20 protein-coding genes are annotated in these 15,638 nt (G+C 62.3%); 16 read left to right on the plus strand and 4 right to left on the minus strand.

What is annotated here, in order from left to right; genetic code table 11:
• The first annotated feature begins 22 nt into the window (after positions 1-22).
• Positions 23-319 (plus strand): helix-turn-helix domain-containing protein, encoded by a 297-nt coding sequence (locus tag WG622_RS16300; RefSeq protein ID WP_339404513.1) that lies wholly within the window; start codon positions 23-25, stop codon positions 317-319.
• 76 nt (positions 320-395) lie between these two features.
• Positions 396-596 (plus strand): hypothetical protein, encoded by a 201-nt coding sequence (locus WG622_RS16305; protein WP_339404514.1) that lies wholly within the window; start codon positions 396-398, stop codon positions 594-596.
• On the opposite strand, the gene WG622_RS16310 is transcribed toward WG622_RS16305, so the two are convergent.
• Positions 590-1,168 (minus strand): hypothetical protein, encoded by a 579-nt coding sequence (locus tag WG622_RS16310; RefSeq protein ID WP_339404515.1) that lies wholly within the window; start codon positions 1,166-1,168, stop codon positions 590-592. The genes WG622_RS16305 and WG622_RS16310 overlap by 7 nt on opposite strands.
• Positions 1,169-1,300: 132 nt before the next feature.
• On the opposite strand from WG622_RS16310, the gene WG622_RS16315 reads away from it, so the two are divergent.
• The 14 genes from WG622_RS16315 to virB11 all read left to right on the plus strand — a co-directional run bounded on the left by WG622_RS16315 (position 1,301) and on the right by virB11 (position 12,692).
• On the plus strand, positions 1,301-1,615 hold the full coding sequence (locus WG622_RS16315) for a hypothetical protein (RefSeq protein WP_339404516.1): 315 nt from the start codon (positions 1,301-1,303) through the stop codon (positions 1,613-1,615).
• Positions 1,587-2,252: a lytic transglycosylase domain-containing protein gene (locus tag WG622_RS16320; protein ID WP_438839178.1), complete on the plus strand. Its 666-nt coding sequence runs from the start codon at positions 1,587-1,589 to the stop codon at positions 2,250-2,252. Before WG622_RS16315 ends, WG622_RS16320 begins: the two co-directional genes overlap by 29 nt.
• A gap of 16 nt (positions 2,253-2,268) precedes the next feature.
• Entirely contained in the window at positions 2,269-2,550 is a 282-nt protein-coding gene (locus WG622_RS16325) for a TrbC/VirB2 family protein (protein WP_274576736.1), read from the plus strand.
• Between the two features lie 123 nt (positions 2,551-2,673).
• Positions 2,674-2,952, plus strand: coding sequence for a VirB3 family type IV secretion system protein (locus WG622_RS16330; RefSeq protein ID WP_274576734.1), 279 nt, complete (start codon positions 2,674-2,676; stop codon positions 2,950-2,952).
• Positions 2,927-5,320: a VirB4 family type IV secretion/conjugal transfer ATPase gene (locus WG622_RS16335; RefSeq protein ID WP_339404517.1), complete on the plus strand. Its 2,394-nt coding sequence runs from the start codon at positions 2,927-2,929 to the stop codon at positions 5,318-5,320. The genes WG622_RS16330 and WG622_RS16335 overlap by 26 nt, the downstream gene beginning before the upstream one ends.
• Positions 5,317-5,526, plus strand: coding sequence for a hypothetical protein (locus WG622_RS16340; RefSeq protein ID WP_339404518.1), 210 nt, complete (start codon positions 5,317-5,319; stop codon positions 5,524-5,526). Before WG622_RS16335 ends, WG622_RS16340 begins: the two co-directional genes overlap by 4 nt.
• The gene (locus tag WG622_RS16345) at positions 5,523-6,635 is read left to right on the plus strand and encodes a lytic transglycosylase domain-containing protein (RefSeq protein WP_339404519.1); all 1,113 of its coding nucleotides are present in this window, start codon (positions 5,523-5,525) and stop codon (positions 6,633-6,635) included. The genes WG622_RS16340 and WG622_RS16345 overlap by 4 nt, the downstream gene beginning before the upstream one ends.
• Entirely contained in the window at positions 6,632-7,399 is a 768-nt protein-coding gene (locus tag WG622_RS16350; RefSeq protein WP_339404520.1) for a type IV secretion system protein, read from the plus strand. The genes WG622_RS16345 and WG622_RS16350 overlap by 4 nt, the downstream gene beginning before the upstream one ends.
• 8 nt (positions 7,400-7,407) lie before the next feature.
• Positions 7,408-7,833 (plus strand): hypothetical protein, encoded by a 426-nt coding sequence (locus WG622_RS16355; protein WP_339404521.1) that lies wholly within the window; start codon positions 7,408-7,410, stop codon positions 7,831-7,833.
• The gene (locus tag WG622_RS16360) at positions 7,834-8,847 is read left to right on the plus strand and encodes a TrbL/VirB6 family protein (protein ID WP_339404522.1); all 1,014 of its coding nucleotides are present in this window, start codon (positions 7,834-7,836) and stop codon (positions 8,845-8,847) included. It abuts the gene before it with no gap.
• Positions 8,848-8,864: 17 nt separating this feature from the next.
• Positions 8,865-9,545, plus strand: coding sequence for a VirB8 family type IV secretion system protein (locus WG622_RS16365; RefSeq protein WP_274576716.1), 681 nt, complete (start codon positions 8,865-8,867; stop codon positions 9,543-9,545).
• 5 nt (positions 9,546-9,550) lie between these two features.
• Positions 9,551-10,273, plus strand: coding sequence for a TrbG/VirB9 family P-type conjugative transfer protein (locus WG622_RS16370; RefSeq protein ID WP_339404523.1), 723 nt, complete (start codon positions 9,551-9,553; stop codon positions 10,271-10,273).
• A 2-nt stretch (positions 10,274-10,275) separates the two neighbouring features.
• A complete protein-coding gene (locus tag WG622_RS16375) occupies positions 10,276-11,700 on the plus strand; it encodes a TrbI/VirB10 family protein (RefSeq protein WP_339404524.1) in 1,425 nt (474 codons plus the stop codon).
• Positions 11,697-12,692: a P-type DNA transfer ATPase VirB11 gene (virB11, locus tag WG622_RS16380; RefSeq protein ID WP_339404525.1), complete on the plus strand. Its 996-nt coding sequence runs from the start codon at positions 11,697-11,699 to the stop codon at positions 12,690-12,692. The genes WG622_RS16375 and virB11 overlap by 4 nt, the downstream gene beginning before the upstream one ends.
• Before the next feature lie 45 nt (positions 12,693-12,737).
• Here virB11 and WG622_RS16385 read toward each other — a convergent pair whose 3' ends face one another.
• The 3 genes from WG622_RS16385 to WG622_RS16395 form a co-directional block, all read right to left on the minus strand.
• Positions 12,738-13,322 (minus strand): VUT family protein, encoded by a 585-nt coding sequence (locus WG622_RS16385; RefSeq protein ID WP_303965247.1) that lies wholly within the window; start codon positions 13,320-13,322, stop codon positions 12,738-12,740.
• Positions 13,323-13,995: 673 nt separating this feature from the next.
• On the minus strand, positions 13,996-14,589 hold the full coding sequence (locus tag WG622_RS16390; protein WP_339404526.1) for a 7-cyano-7-deazaguanine synthase: 594 nt from the start codon (positions 14,587-14,589) through the stop codon (positions 13,996-13,998).
• A complete protein-coding gene (locus WG622_RS16395; RefSeq protein ID WP_339404527.1) occupies positions 14,586-15,464 on the minus strand; it encodes a PfkB family carbohydrate kinase in 879 nt (292 codons plus the stop codon). Before WG622_RS16395 ends, WG622_RS16390 begins: the two co-directional genes overlap by 4 nt.
• Between the last annotated feature and the right edge of the window lie 174 nt (positions 15,465-15,638).

Genomic DNA, 15,638 nt, shown 5'->3' on the forward strand with positions numbered 1-15,638 from the left:
GACATCCCATTCCGGCGATCTCGTGCCGTTCCAAAAAATCTTCTCTGCACCTCCGAATGTAACATATATCGCGTGGCGATATTTCGCGCACCGTGTCCGTTTCGCGGGCATGAACTTGCGGGACCGTGTAGCACTGAACATCCAGGACTTGAGACGCGCCCGCGGCCTCAGCCAGGAGGAGCTTGCTCATCGGGCCGATGTGAGCCGCGGCCATATGGGCAAGGTCGAAAACGCCAAGTTCGCAGCCTCCCTCGACCTTCTCGAACGCATCGCCAGGGCGCTGAACGTCGACCCAGAAGAGCTTTTCACAAAACGCTAGCCAGTATTTGCCAGCCCCTGATGCGTCCTGGAGCGGAACGTCTCAAGAGGTAGTCAAATGGAGTGCAGTGAGTTCAATGGGTAAGAAGAAGACAGGCTGGCCCTTCCAAGACGGGTTTCTGAACGACGGTGCGCAGGAGATTCACTTGTTCACCGACTACCGCTGGAATGATGGCTCGGTGAGCCGTCGCTGGCATGTCGATCGGGAAGATTTTGACGCGGACCTCGCCATCTTGCGCCCATTTTCCCTGACGCCCGGTGACCGCTCAGATCAGTAGGAAAACCACTCCGAGTGGCCCATGTTGCCCTCGTAGTCTCCGTATTCGACCATGATGCTGCGCGAATAGAAGTACGAGGAACTGCCGCCGCTCGGATAGGCGATCTCCTGACCGCTTTCCGAGACGAATGTCATGGGCCAGGGCGTGTGGGATCGGTAGGCCCGCTGGATGTACCGGCAGGTGCGGTTCTCTCGGTCGCAGGAACGAAGCGACCAGTCCCAATACTGATCGCCTCCCCTTTCTCTATAGGCTTGACCGGTGAACCAGATCACATGGGTGCGGTTCAGCCATTCGTATTCGGGCAGGTTGGTGTCGAGCTCGCCCTCGCCGCCAGGCCCGCCCAGCTCGACCGGCACATGAGCGAAGGTGCAGATCCCGAAGGGCGGCAGGCTCGGCCAGGGCGTGATGCGGCGGATCATGGTCCGATAGGCCCGCGCGCAGACGGCACTGGGCGGAAACCCACCCGCCATACAGAGCATGATGGCGCAGTCGATGTCATAGGCCTGCGCCTTCTCAGGGGCTCCGAACACCGCCATCGCCCCCATCACAGCTGCCATCGCCTGTCGCTTCATGTCGCTCTCCCGCAAAAGTTGAGCAGACTATCAAGCAATATGTGTTATTCTGCAATATGTTGTATTGACTCCATATGACTTTATGGCCTTAGTGTCGTGAAGTAGAAGGGCTCTCAGTGGGAGAGTCCGAACATGCCGATAGCGCGCAACCAGATCCTGATCACCATCGATGGGGTGAAAGACCTGTCCGAGAAGGGCATCGCGTTCCGCTGCCGGTATGAACTCGTGGGGTTCACGGACGATGGCAAGCCGCGCTACCAGTGCATCTACCTGCGCGAGGGCGAGCCGGATGCCATTCTGGTCTCGACCCGGATCACCCCGCACGGGCCAGAGCCGCGGTATTTCAACATATGGCCGGGACTCTTCAAACATCATCTCGAGTTCGGTGACGGGCGCGATCTGCGCTTTGGTCCTGACTATGAGCTCACCCTCGAGGAGCGCGGCTGACGTCATCGCCTTCGGCCGCGACGGCACGGCGCGGACATCCGGCTGGACCTTTCATGGCGAACGACCTGCGTGGGCAGGGCTGGATGATAGCACTGAGGCCGAAGTCGTTCTGGCCTCGCTGGACGCCACGCCGCCGTCCGGACGCGGCGACATCCTCTCCCTGATCCGCACGACTGCTGACCGGCACCAGGGGAACCGTGCCCTGCGGCAGGTCGGCCTCGATGAGGACGACTGGCTGGTCCTTTTCCAGGCCCTAGTCGAGGCCGAAAGCAGCTACAATCCGACTGCCGTGAGCCCCAAGGGTGCCTATGGTCTCGGCCAGCTGATGCCGGATACTGCCCGTGCACTCGGCGTCGATCCGCGCGATCCCTCACAGAACCTAGACGGCGCGGCGCGCTACCTGCTCGCGCAGCTGGCCACATTCAACGACATCAACCTGGCGCTCGCGGCCTACAATGCAGGGCCGCACCGCGTGGTGGAATATTCCGGCATTCCACCTTTCGCCGAGACCCGCGACTACATCGCGCGCATCCACCGGATCCGGTCCCGGCTGTCGGGCACGCCCGTTGCCCCTCCGGACATTCGCGTCGCAGACCGGGTTCCAGCCCGCGCGCCGGTCCTCATCGACCTTCAGTAAAACAAGGAAACTTCGCATGCTTCGACATCGCCTCAGCCGCCTCTTGCCTGTTACTACAACCCTGGCGGCTTTCGCAACGCCAGCCCTCGCGCAGGACTTGTCACCGATCCAGACCATGCTGGAAACCGTCGAGGCCGCGCTGACCGGTCCGATCGGGATCGCGGTCGCCACGCTCGCGGTCATCGGCACCGGTTTCATGTGCATGATGGGACGGCTGAACTGGGGCTGGTTCGCCTCGGTCATCATCGGGATCGTGCTGATCTTCTCGGCCGGCACCATCGTTGACGGCTTCTCCTGAGGTTGGCCGATGACTTTCCCGCACACTCGCATCCTCCGGTCCTCTCGAACGCGTTTGCACGGCAAACGCTGCCTCGAACCGACCTACGGATTCTTCATTTCACCTGAGCGGGAAAGCACCTAGTTGGCAGAACGATCCCCCCTCTTCCTGGGTCTCGCCCGTCCGCCCAAGTATCTGGGTCTCCCTGTCGGATACCTCGTGGTGCTGGCGACCGGGGTCGTTCTGCCGTTCATCTGGACGAAGTCGATGGTCTTCTTCCTGGTCGGTCTCGTCGCCTATCCGATCCTCTGGTTCGTGGCCGACCGCGAGCCGCATTTCTTCGAGGTGCTGCGGGTCTCTTACGGCTCGGTGCGCCCAACAAAGAACCGGGCTCTGCATGGGGGTGACAGCTTTGGCGCTTGATGCAGGCACACTTTCCACTCACGGAACCGCTCTGCTTCAGGCTGGCGGCGGGGCGTTCGCGCGGGAGAGCTATCTCGCCGAACACCTGCCGTATTTCGCGCTTGCGGATGACGATGTGATGGTGCTGCGCGAGGGCGATCTCTTGGCGACCCTGCGCCTTGATGGTCTGAACCCGATGACCAGTGAGGACGCCCGGCTCGACGCGCTCAAGCGCGCAGTCGCCGCCATCGTCGCCCAGACCGGCAATGCCTTCGGCTTCTACATCCATCGGATTTCCGTGCCGCAGGACTTGGGCATGCGCCTCATCGAAGAGGACAGCTTCGCCGCCGCGATCGACGCCCGATGGCAGGCCCATGTCAAAGACCTGCGCCCGGCCAAGCGTCAACTCTATCTCAGCGTCATCCGGCGGCCTGATATCTCCGCGCGCATTCCGTTCCTTCGGGCACTGGCCCGCAAGGCCTGGGTCAAGGACCGCGCGACGCGCGTGCAGGAACTGAACGAGGTCATGGGTTTCTTCGAGGTCGCGCTTGCCTCCGCCAACCCCGTCAGGCTCACGAAGTCGGGCGGTGAATGGCTGGGCTATCTCAACACGCTGAACGCGGGCAGCTTCTCCCCCATCGCCTTTGGGCAAAGTGCCCTGCCCCTCTCGCATACCTTGAGCAACTGTCGCGCGACCTTTGATAGCGATGTCGTCACCCTGACCGACGCCGTGACCGGCCAGGTCAAATACGGCGCGCTCTTCTCGATGAAGACCTACCCCGCATTGACAGATGTGACACTGCTCGACGCGCTCGACCTGCCACTCGACATTGTGCTGACAAACTCCTTCAGCCCGATCCCGAACAACATCATGGCCGAACGCATCCAGCGGATCATCCGCCAGATGCACGCCTCCGACGATGCCGCCGTCTCCTTGCGCGAACAGCTGGGACAAGCCGCCGACGATCAGGAAGCGGGGCGCATCGCTTTTGGCGACCATCACCTGTCCATCGCGGTCTATGCGCCTGAGCGCAACATGCTCGAACGCGCTGCCGCCCAGATCAAGCGCGTGGGTCAGGAGATCATGTCGGTGATCGTGCGCGAGAACATGGCGTTGAAAGCCACCTACTTCGCGCAATCCCCCGGCAACTTCGGCTACCGCGCCCGCAAGACGCCGATTTCCTCGATCAATTTCGCCGACTTCGCAGCCATGCACGGCAGCGTCGAGGGGCGTGGTCCTGACCAGTCGCCCTGGGGCCAAATTATCTCCGTGCTGCCGACGGTCGGCACCTCCGGCTATCGGTTCAATTTCCACGAGGCGGGCAGCCCAGGCAAGGAACCAACGGTCGGCCATACGCTGGTGTTGGGACGCACAGGCACCGGCAAGACGCTCACCACCGCCTTCCTCGCGGCGCAGGCGCAGCGGGTCGGAGCCCGGCTCTTCTTCTTCGACAAGGATCGCGGCCTCGAGATGGCGGTCCGCGCCCTTGGCGGCCGCTATAACGAAATCCGCGCTGGCGTTCCCACGGGTCTCAATCCACTTGTGACCGAGACCGACGAGCGCGGTCGCGCCTGGCTCTCGGACTGGTTGGCGACGCTGCTCACACGCAATGGCACGCTGACCGGCGAACAATCCCGCCATATCCAGAGCGCGGTCGGCCAGAACGCCGATGCGGGGGCAGGCCTGCAACGCTTCGTTAGTTTCGAGACCCTGTTCCAGTCGCTTGACGATGACGGCGAGCTTCAATCACGCGTCGCCGAATGGGCGCCAGGCGGGCGCTATGGCTGGGTCTTTGACGAACCCGAACGCGGCGCGGGTCTCAAGCTCACGGGCGACATCATCGGGTTTGATATGACCGAAATCCTCGACATGACCACCGAGCGGATGGCGGTGCTCTCCTACATCTTCCGCCAGATCGAACGCGTGGTCGAAGACCGCCGCCCCACCATCATCGTGCTCGACGAGGCCTGGAAGCTTCTCGACGATCCGTATTTCGGGGCGCGTCTGGAAAACTGGCTGGTGACGCTTCGCAAGATGAACTGCGTCGTGATCATGATGACGCAATATCCGAGCCAGCTGCGCGACAGCCGCGTCGGCAAGACCATCGTCGAGACGGTGCCCACGCAGATCCTCTTCCCGAACGATCGTGCCACCATCTCGGATTACGGCTTTCTGCGCGTGAACGCCAAGGAAGCGGCCCTCCTTGTCCAGCCCACCATCGGCCAGCGCATCGCGCTTGTCCGCTCGGCAGGGGACAGCGTCTTCGTCGATGCGGACCTCTCAGCCTTGGGCGACCTCCTTCCCATACTTGGCGGTGGTGCCACCGGGGAGGCCCGCGTGCCCGCCGATTGGCGCGCCAATCCCGATTTCTGGAGACATGTGATATGAGCTCAAAACCCCTCCTCGCGCTCTGCGCCGCCGCGAGCCTTCTCGCCGCTTGCGAAAAATACACCGAGAAAACCTCGCCCTGCTTCGGACGCAATGGCGAGCCGCAGGTGACGCGGACCGCCCTCTCCTTCTCAACCATGGGCGCACCGGTCCAGCAGGGGGCCAAGCCTGAATGCACCTTCGAACCCCTGCCCCGTCCGGAATGAGCCGTGTTGCGATCATATCCGCCGGGCTTTGCCTCGGCCTCAGCGCCCTGCCCGCGCTCGCCCAGGGCGTGCCGACGCAGGATAATTCCGCGATCGGTCGCGCCATTGCGCGGGTGACAGCACTCGCCGAAGATCTGGGCGTTCAGCAGGATAAGGATCGGACAGAGTCGACGCTGGCGGACGTGCAGGCCGACCAGCTGCGCGTTCTCGAGGAGATGACCGCCGCAATCACCGGGCCGGGCTTTGACATTCGCGCGCTCGAGGGCAATGCGGATTTCGGAGTGGCGGCGGTCTACCCGAACACCGATGCGAGCCCGATGGTGAGCCGCCTCTTCGGCGAAGGCCGTGAGACGGTCGAGATGATGATCGTCGAAGTCGCGGGCGAATTCGCAGGCGCCCCCGGCGTGGCCCGGGCCGGGCTCTCGGCCACCCAGTGGCGCTGCCTCTTCCAAGCCCTGATCAAGCAGGAGAGCCGCTTCAACGTCGCCGCACAAAGCCCGGTCGGTGCCTATGGACTGACCCAGCTCATGCCCGGCACCGCCTCCGATCTCGGCGTCGATCGCTATGACGTGAAAGATAACCTGCGCGGCGGCGCGCGCTACATCACCACCCAGCTCAATCGCTTCGGCAATATCCCCCATGCGCTTGCGGCCTATAACGCAGGCCCCGGCCGGGTCATCGAATACGGGGGCGTGCCGCCCTTTGCCGAGACCCAAGGCTATGTCCGCAACATCTCCAAGTTCTACAACGAATACCTCGCCGTGGTGGGCGGCGCCGATGCGCTCGGCACGCTCTCGCCCTCGGACATTGCGCTCGCCGAGTATGCCAGCATCTCCGAGGCGGGCGTCTATTACGCCGCCGACAGTTCGGCGACCACCGAGCAGGTGATCAATCGGTTGCGCGCCATCATCCTGCAGATCGATGCGCAACCCAATGCCAAGGCGGCCTGGGAGCTCAACACCTACGCCAAGGCCGAGATCGGCCGCATCCTCAACCTCCGCGTCCGGCTGATGGCCGCCAACCAACAGCGCGAGGCGGCCTACGCGCAACACCTCGTCGCCGACCGGCTGGCCGAACGCGACTTCATGCAGATGGGAGTTCCCGAATGAAACAGCTTCTCCTGACCGCTGCGGCGGTCGCCACACTCGGGTTTGCCTCGCCCGCCACGGCCCAAGGCGTGCCGACCTTTGATGGCTCGCAGCTTGGTCAGCTCGTGGCGCAGCTCGAGCACATGGCCGAGGACCTGAACGTCCAGATGCAGCAGCTCGCCACCATGCGATTGGAACTGGAAACCCAGCTGTCGCAGCTGACGAACCTCGAGGCGCAACTGACCTCGCTCATTGAGGGCAGCGGGCTCGGTGAACTCTTCGCCACGGTCGAAGAATTCCGCGCACTGCGTGGCAAACTGGTCGCCCCCCTCAACACAGCGCAGTCGCTGGCGAGTGGCGATTTCCTGAGCGGTTTCAATCCAGGCGCGGAATTGTCTGCGTCCGTGGAGCGCGTACTTTCGGGCAGCGGCTTTACTTCGGAACGCCTGAGCACGCTTTCGGGATCGGATCAGCCCGCCGACAACCGGATTGCCGCCTCGGCCGGGGCCAGCGCCATGCTCTCGGTCGCCGCGCAGGAAAGCCACGAAGAGGCGGGGCAAAGCCTTGAGCGGCTCGAGACCATGGTCGGGCTCATAGATGATCAGGACGGGCTGAAGGCTGCCGTCGATCTCAACACCCGCGTCACCGCCGAACTCGGCATCATTCTGACCCAGATCTGGCGGCTGGAAGCGGCGCAAGGCGTCAGTGCCGGCCAACTCGGCGTCGTCGATTCCGCGACCCTCGCGGACGAGCGCAAGTTCCGCTCGATGGCGGTAGATCCATGAGGCGACCCATGACCCACAGCTTGGCACCAATTCGGTCTCTTTGTCTCGCCCCGCTCGTCGTGAGTGCCCTGCCCTGTGCCGCGCTGGCCCAGACCCCGAGCACGAACCCGTCCGGCGACACACCCTTCAGCTCGATGGCCATCGCGCGGGACGAAGCCGATGAATGTCGTGTTCCGAAACCCCCCGCCGATCTGGCCGAAACGGCTTACCTGCGGAACGGCTACCGCGCGATCCTGCGCATCCTTGTTGCTGAAGAAGCCCTCGCCTCGGCAACCTGCAGCTGCCTGCTGGATCAGTTCACCTGGGACCAGGCGCTCACCGCCCTGCCCCGGTTCCAGACCTCGGACAACCCGCGTCTGCCCTTCAACGTGCTCGAGCTCTACGCCAAGGCGGACGCGCTCGAGGCGCAAGTTGTGGAGGCCTGTGCGGGGTAAATGGGGGTCATTCGCGACATCCTTGGCCAGGTCGACGCCGCGGTGAACACCGTAGCGCAGGACGGCTTTGTCTCCTCGGCGGCCTCGGTCGGCAATGTCATCTCGGCGGGCGCGACGCTCCTTGCCGTCCTCCTCGGGATCAACGCGGTCATGCAACTCCGCCCCCTGCCCTTCGGCACCGGCTTTGCCTTCGGGATAAAGATCGCGCTCGTCGGGATCTTCGCGCAGAGCTGGGACAATTTCAGCGTGATCTATGACATCGTCACGCGGGTGCCCGACTCCGTCGGTGCCTCGGTCCTTGCCCTCACCGGCTCGGGCGACGAGGCGGGGGTCTATGAGAGCCTCGATAACATGGTCGCCCGCATCACCGCTTATGGCGACACGATCGGCGACCGCGCGGGTTGGGTCTTCGGCGCGGTCCTGGGCGCAATCTTCTTCGTCCTCTCTGCCGTCTTCGCCGCCGTCACTGCCGGGATCATCGCCTTCGCCCGCATCGTCTTCGCGCTGATGATCGTGATCGCCCCCTTCATGATCGTGACCTCGCTGTTCAAACCGACCCAATCCCTCTTCGAGTCTTGGACCCGCGCCACCATCGGCTATGCGCTCATGCCCGTCGCCGCCGCCGGGGCCGCGGGCATCATCGTGGCCATCGCCGAGGCCATCGGGGATGCTTCCGCCGATCCGGGTGACGTCGAAACCGTCAGCCTGATCCTGCCCTTCCTCGTGATCCTGATCCTCAGCGCCGGGATCATGGCCTCCGTCCCCTACATAGCCTCCAACCTCACCGGCGTTGTCGGCATTGCGTCCAACGCCGTGGGCCTGACTGGCCTCGCGCGGCAGGGTTTCGTGAACACGCGCCAGTATGGCACCGGCGCAACCTCGCGCCTCGTCACCGGCAAGTCCCCGCATGAGCTGAACCAGATGGCCAATGCGGGTGTGGTGAAGACCGGCGAGCTGATCCGGCAAAGCCCCGGCGCGCTTCTCTCCGCCGCCAAGGCCTTCCGCAAACCCTGATGTGAAAGACGACTGACTTGAAGAAGCTTGTGACCAGTTCCTCCGCGCCTGACCGCGACGCTTTTGAGGCGGATTTCATCTACGGGCCAAGACGGCGCGAGCGCTTCGCCTGGTTCGTGGCAGCTGCGGGCATTCTGGTCGGCGTGGCCGGCATAGTCGCTGGCGCGAGCCTCTTTCCGCTCAAATCGACCGAGACCTTCGTGGTCGTCGTCGACAAGGAAACCGGTGAGATGGACCGCGTCGCCGCCGTGCAGGCGCTGACACTCTCGGAAAGCGACGCCATCATCCAGGCCAATCTCGTCGCTTACGTGGATGACCGCGAAACCTATGACCTTACGGACGGCGAGCAGCGCATCAACTCGGTGCTTGACCGATCCGACGGCGACGCCGCCCGTACGCTGCGCGATCTTTGGTCCTCCACCAACGAGGACTACCCGATCACCGTCTATGGCCGCGACGCCAAGATCGAGGTGGTGATCAAATCGGTGAACCAGATCGAGCGCGGCGTTGCCCAGGTCCGCTTCACCCGCACGCTCCGCCGTCCGCGCGACACCCGCACCGTGACCCGGTCTTACGTGGCCACCGTCGGCTACGACTTCCAACCCGAAACCCGCCAGCGCCTTCAGGATGTCTGGGCCAACCCCTTGGGCTTCGTGGTGACCTCCTACCGCGTCGACGCCGAGACCCTGGAGAACTGACCAAGATGAAATCCCTGCCCGCGCTCCTTCTGGCGCTTGCCCTTCCTGTTGCCGCCAATGCCGAGGCCACGCCGCAAGGCGGACCGCTCGACATCCGCATCCGCACCGCCGTCTATAATGAAAACCAGGTCTACCGGATCGAAACTGACTTGCGGCATTCGACCACGATTCATTTCGGTGCGGGAGAACGCTTCGAGGCGGTGATCGTCGGCGACACCGAGAGCTTCCAGGTCGACCCGATCCCGGAGCTCGGCAATGTGCTGACGATCAAACCGCATGTGGCGAATGCCTCGACCAACATGACGGTCATCACCAACCGCCGCACCTATTCCTTCCATCTGCGCGAGGGCTCGATCCCGAACCGCACCGGCATGTTCTTCGAGGTGCGCTTCCGCTACCCCGACGAGGAACGCCGCGCGGCGGGTGCGACGCAGCCCAAGGGGTTCGAGGCCCCGCGCAACTACAACTACCGCGTCTCCGGCGAGGGCGACTTCCGCCCCAGCCACATCTATGACGACGGGCGCTACACGTATTTCGTCTTCCCGGAGAACGGTCGCCAACCCGCCCTCTTCAAGGCCGATGACCAGGGTCGCGAACGCACGGTGAACTGGACCCAGCAAGGCAACACGGTCCGGGTGCTCGGGGTGAACACCTATTGGACGCTGCGCATTGGCGATGAGGCGATCTGCGCCTGGCGCGACGAGAGCGCCATCTATGTGAGCAACTGACCATGGCCGATCAAACCCCTCCCGATCTTCAGGACCGCCTCGATCAATTCAGCCAGCGCGGCAAATCCAAACGCCGGGGCAACGGCCTCGGGGTCGGCGCACTCGCCGCCGCCCTCGCCCTCGGCGGGGCCGGGGTCGCGTATTTCCTCGCAACCGGGTTGCAGGAAGGTGACAGCGCGCTGGAGACCTCCGATGTCGAAACCTTTCAGGACCGCCGTCCCGGCACCGGCGGGCGGCTGGAGTTTCCTCCCGACGAGACAGAGCAGCGGGTGAATGACGCATTGATCGCGGTCGAAGAAGCGCTCGAGGTGCCCGCGGCCCCTGCCCCGGAGGCAAGCGCCGAGGTTCTGGCCGAAATCGCGAAGCTCCGCGAAGCCCTCGCCGCCAGCCAGGCCGCGCGGAATTCGGAAATCCAATCCGCCGTCGCGGATCTTCGCGAGGCTTTCGACGAACAGAAGACAGCGTTGGAAGCACTTATCGCGGAGAAAGAAACCGAATTGGCTAACTTGCAGCGTCAAACCGAGACCCGCATCGAAGGTCTGCAGGCCATGCTCGATGCCGAACGGGCGCAGCGCGAGGGGCTTGAGGCAGAATTGGACCGCGAAGGGCTGATCGCCGATCAACGCCTGCTCGAAGAACGCCGCCGTCAGGAAGAGGAGCAGCGCCAGCGCGAAGCCGAGCGGGTCGCCGATGAGCTTCTGACCGCGCAGATCAAATCCCCCACCGTGGTCTATGCCGACGGTCCGCGCGGTGGCCAAAGTGGCGCGGCGGTGGCCGATCCGGCAGCCGCTGGCACCGGCGGACCAGCCCTCTCGGGCAATGAGCAGTTCCTGCAGAGTGCACGACCCCTCGAGGTGCAGGAGGCCGCCCGTCTCACACATCCCGAGCGCACGCTGACCCAAGGGTCTGTGATCCAGGCCGCACTCCAGACCGCCATCAACAGCGACCTGCCGGGCTCCGTGGTCGCGGTCGTCTCCGAGCCGGTCCCGGCGTTTTCCGGGGACCGGATCTTGATCCCCCGAGGCTCCCGCCTTTTTGGCCAATACCGCTCCGGCATCGACATGCACCAGAAGCGCATCCTGATCCTCTGGACCCGAGTCCTGACGCCGGACGGCACCTCGATGGAGATCGCCGCCGTGGGCGGCGATCAACTCGGCCGCTCGGGCCTCACCGGTCTCGTTGACACCAAGTTTGCCGAGCGCTTCGGCGGGGCGGCGCTGATTTCCGTAATCGGGGCGGCGCCTGCCGTGGCGGCGGAGAGTGCCAACAATGAAACCACAAGCATAGTCCTGGGCGATGTCGGCAGCGACCTGCAGGACGCGGTCGGCTCGGTCATCGCTGACCAGGTGTCGATCGCCCCGACGATCTATGTCGATCAGGGCGCCTCGGTCACCGTGCTAGTGGACCGGGATGTGGTGATCTATTGAGCCATTCAGAAAGCCCAGCCTCCTATCTCGAGCGTTATCTCGACCCGTTCCGCGACCTTCTAAGGCGTGACGACGTGGTCGAGATCGCGATCAACCCGGATGGCAAGGTCTGGCTCGAAGTCGCGGGGGACGCCACCATGCGCCACGAAGGCCAGACCGTGGATCGAACCGCCGCCCTCAACATGGCCCAGACCATCGTCGGCGACGCCAAGGCCCGCGTCTCTGAAAAGAACCCACTCGTCTCCGGCAAGGTGGAATATGCGGGCCGCCCCCTCCGGGTCCAGGTCGCCGTGCCACCCGCCATCGATCGCGGTGCCTCGATTACCATTCGCCTCTTCGCCTCGGGCAGCGTCCGGGACTACGCCCCGGCCTATCTCTTCGGCAAGACCGTCTCGCTCGACGCGCTCCGCGCCGAGAAGATGAATAACATCGCCAGTCTCGCCGAAGGGAACCTCGAGGCCGCGCTGCAAACCCTGGTCGAGGCACGACTCAACGTGCTGATCAGCGGCGGAACCTCTACCGGAAAGACTACCTTTGCACGGCACCTACTGACACACGTAAATGAGCACGAGCGGCTGATTACCATCGAGGACGCCTTCGAGCTCTTCCCCGGCCAACCCAACACCGTCGCCCTCCTGGCCGACCGCGGTTCCGGTTCGCAACGCAGCGCCAACGCCCTCCTTCAGGCCTCCCTCCGCATGCGCCCGGACCGGATCATCGTCGGCGAGTTACGCGGCGCCGAGGCCCTGACCTATCTCGAGGCGATCAACACCGGCCATGGCGGGTCTGTCTCCACCATCCATGCGGAAACCGCAGAGCTCGCCATCGACCGACTTGCGATCATGGTGCTGCAGGCTGGTACACCGCTAACCTTCGCCGAGGTGCGGGAATATATCCGGAAATCCATTGATGTGATTGTGCAGCTCGGGCGCGCCGAGGGGAAGCGGGGGATTACGGAGTTCTATCTGCCAGGGAACCCGGGCGCCCATTGAACAAGCATTTCCGATCACTGCTACCCTGTCTCAATGGACCTTTTCCTAGAGTGGCGTCGGACGCTTTGCCCAAACTTCCCTTCGACGTTCCCAAATGACAACGATTAGGATGGCTACAAGAACCATGTAGAGCTTGCCCAAAACCTGCCCGGCCAAATAGTCCAAACTGCCGAACGCGAGCCACAGAAAAACCGAGCTATCAACAATCAAGCCAACAATGCTACTGACCAACGCGGCCACCACGAATCCGCGTCGACGCAGCGGGGCGAAAACCGCAAAATCTGAAAGCTCCGACAAGAGAAATGCGGTTGTGGATGCGATCAAGAGCGCTTGCGGTGAAAATAGTGCAGATATAAGACTTCCCAATAGAATGGCGGAAAGCGCCCAGTACGCACCGAGATCTCTATGGACGAGATCACGCAATACCAATGCCACGCCGACCATTAGAACGCCGCTCGGCGCAGATACCCCTGGCAAGACCGGTATCAAGCACGGCCCGTTGGGAATGCAATGAGTTCCCACGTTCTGAATGAGCCAGTTCGAAGCTGGTCCCGTCAGCAAAAAGCCAACGTAGGAGAGGACCACACCACCTTTCACAAACCTTGCCTTCCGTCTTGAAATAGATTTCACTCGCTACAAGCTCCCATTTTTTCCCCCTCCCAAATGTACCGCACCTGCACCGACAAAACGGTCTGTGAAGTTATTGCCGCCGAGCAGGGAGCTTCCTACTCTCCCGAGCACCACCGAAGTCATTCCCAAACTTGTTGCAACCATGGAAATCGCCATTGCGAGCACACCGCTGTCCCGCCAAAGAAGACTGGCGCTGTTCTCGTAGCAGCTTTCAAGAAATTCGATATCAGCGACGAATTGAAGGGTCGTTCCAGCCGTCGCCGAACAAAGAGAATTCACGCTAACCGAATTCGCATCTCTCACTGGGTTCGGGTCTTGAACTAGCTTGAGGGCGTGCGAGGAAGGATCATAGACACCAACCGGGTCATTCTTCCCAACCGGAATGCAAAGTATCGACAAGACATGCAATCCACCCGCTGACGGACTTGCTCGGCCAACCCACGGGACACCGAACCGCCCTGGGCCCCGACATCGCTCACGCATTAGGTGAAAGAGGAGGTCTCCCAATTGCTGCTGGGAAACCCGTCCCGAGACTGCCGACCGACGAGCCGCCAAGACGTCCGGCAGACCTACATCAGGAAGAAGTCGCGGCTTCGGAAGTTCAAGGACTCCGTTTTCTAGAAAGCTAGCTCTCGTGGTGGCTTGGGGAGGCAGTATCGGGCGAGGTTCATTGTCAATAGGCGACACCGTAGATTTCCTTGGTCACCTGATAATGTTTCACGCATCCGCGACACTGGCCGCAGGCCAAATTCCCAGTGTGGCACGAATGGGCCCATGCCAGAATCTCGCGCGGGACACCTGAATGGCGCACCAGTTCGGCGGTCGTCATGGTAAGGGCTGGGGCCGAGATGCGGATGCCGCCCTCTTGCACAGCGGTCACCCTATCCATTGCGTCGTAGAATTCAGGACGTCCATCTGCGTGCATGCCATCAGACGAGACCGATCCGGTCATCACCTCGGTTAAGCCGAGAACTATTCCCCGAGCAGCGGCGAAGGTCACGAGCAACTGATTGCGGAATGGCCACCATTCCGGCACGGGCGCGACACCGAGGGCATCGTTTCCCGCCATGTCACCGGAACCAATGGCGCGGCAATCGATCGAAATGATCTCATGCTGCATCCCGATTTCTTTTGCCACTTGGCTCGCTGCAGCAATTTCTGCCTCGGCTGCGCGTTGCCCGTAGTCAATCGTGATAGCAATCTCAGGACGCTGCCAAAACGCGACGGCAATGGAGTCCATGCCTCCGGACAGGAGAAGTGCTTTCAAGGTTCGGCCCAAACTGTTTGGTAAATCGCGGTCACCAAGTCTTCGTATACTCGACAGCCTGTGCCCATGGGCATCTTTAGATCCTCTGGCCGCACATTCTGCGCCAATGCAATGACCGGAATTCCTTTCGCCACCGCGTAGCCAATCTCGAAAATTGTACCGGCGTCGCCTCCATTCAAAATCGCGAGCACAACAGAGCACTCGTCAAGTCCCGCGAGATCTTGTTTCGCGACCACATCGCCCGGACCTACGCCTACATCATGAAGTGGCGAAAAGACCTCAACTTCCATGTGCAAGAGCTGTTCGCGGACCTCTTCGACAATCCAGCGCTCAGCCGAATTGAAGAACGGTGCAGCCAGATAGACCTTGCCACCTCTCGGCTCGACCGCGTCTTTGACCACTACGCGCAATGTATCTTCAGGCACCAGTGGGAGAGAACGCGTGCCACAGTAAAAGGACGTTGCTCTGGATGCGAGATCCGCGGCCTCCGCGGCGGGTTTCTCAAGCTTACCCCAGTAATAGGCAAAAGCTGCAGAGAACACATCTCCGGACCCTATCTTCCAGACATTCTCGCTTCGGTATGATGGCACTGGCACAGGGGTCTCACCTCGAACGTGGACCATCGCACCGTGTCCTCCCATTTTCAGAACAACAACGTCGGCCTTCCATTCATCAAGGATGTGTTCAACGATCTTGGAAGGTTCAATCAGCCCAGAGAGGCGGCGGCCTTCAAGCCTGTTCAAGATGACGGCCAGAGTCTCAGCGCTGGAACCGTTCTCGTGGTATGGCCGAGGATCGAATGCCGATTGCGGATCGTAAACAACCCGCCCCCCTGCAACTCGGGCACTCCCCTCAAGCATACCAAAACGAAGCACGACGTCTCCTACTACCTCAAATGGGGGGTATTGAGGAATAGCGTCGGTGTCACTGTACCCTAATTAATCAGATTCTGCGGATTGGAAGCGTTTTCGGCAGATTCTGTACCCTTAATTGCAATATATCCACAGGGCGCTGCGTCAGTGGCTGACACAGCTTTGGCGCTTCCAGAT

Origin of the sequence: Cognatishimia coralii (genome assembly GCF_037478305.1) — a bacterium.
Taxonomy (GTDB): domain Bacteria; phylum Pseudomonadota; class Alphaproteobacteria; order Rhodobacterales; family Rhodobacteraceae; genus Cognatishimia; species Cognatishimia coralii.

Bases quoted from the DNA above. Each gene is read 5' to 3' on its own strand.
- WG622_RS16360 (WP_339404522.1), top strand. From the start codon at position 7,834: ATGGGGGTCATTCGCGACATCCTTGGCCAGGTCGACGCCGCGGTGAAC.
- WG622_RS16375 (WP_339404524.1), top strand. From the start codon at position 10,276: ATGGCCGATCAAACCCCTCCCGATCTTCAGGACCGCCTCGATCAATTC.
- WG622_RS16325 (WP_274576736.1), top strand. From the start codon at position 2,269: ATGCTTCGACATCGCCTCAGCCGCCTCTTGCCTGTTACTACAACCCTG.
- WG622_RS16335 (WP_339404517.1), top strand. From the start codon at position 2,927: ATGGGGGTGACAGCTTTGGCGCTTGATGCAGGCACACTTTCCACTCAC.
- WG622_RS16315 (WP_339404516.1), top strand. From the start codon at position 1,301: ATGCCGATAGCGCGCAACCAGATCCTGATCACCATCGATGGGGTGAAA.
- WG622_RS16355 (WP_339404521.1), top strand. From the start codon at position 7,408: ATGACCCACAGCTTGGCACCAATTCGGTCTCTTTGTCTCGCCCCGCTC.
- WG622_RS16350 (WP_339404520.1), top strand. From the start codon at position 6,632: ATGAAACAGCTTCTCCTGACCGCTGCGGCGGTCGCCACACTCGGGTTT.
- WG622_RS16370 (WP_339404523.1), top strand. From the start codon at position 9,551: ATGAAATCCCTGCCCGCGCTCCTTCTGGCGCTTGCCCTTCCTGTTGCC.
- WG622_RS16305 (WP_339404514.1), top strand. From the start codon at position 396: ATGGGTAAGAAGAAGACAGGCTGGCCCTTCCAAGACGGGTTTCTGAAC.
- WG622_RS16320 (WP_438839178.1), top strand. From the start codon at position 1,587: ATGAGCTCACCCTCGAGGAGCGCGGCTGACGTCATCGCCTTCGGCCGC.
- WG622_RS16310 (WP_339404515.1), bottom strand. From the start codon at position 1,168: ATGAAGCGACAGGCGATGGCAGCTGTGATGGGGGCGATGGCGGTGTTC.
- WG622_RS16340 (WP_339404518.1), top strand. From the start codon at position 5,317: ATGAGCTCAAAACCCCTCCTCGCGCTCTGCGCCGCCGCGAGCCTTCTC.
- WG622_RS16345 (WP_339404519.1), top strand. From the start codon at position 5,523: ATGAGCCGTGTTGCGATCATATCCGCCGGGCTTTGCCTCGGCCTCAGC.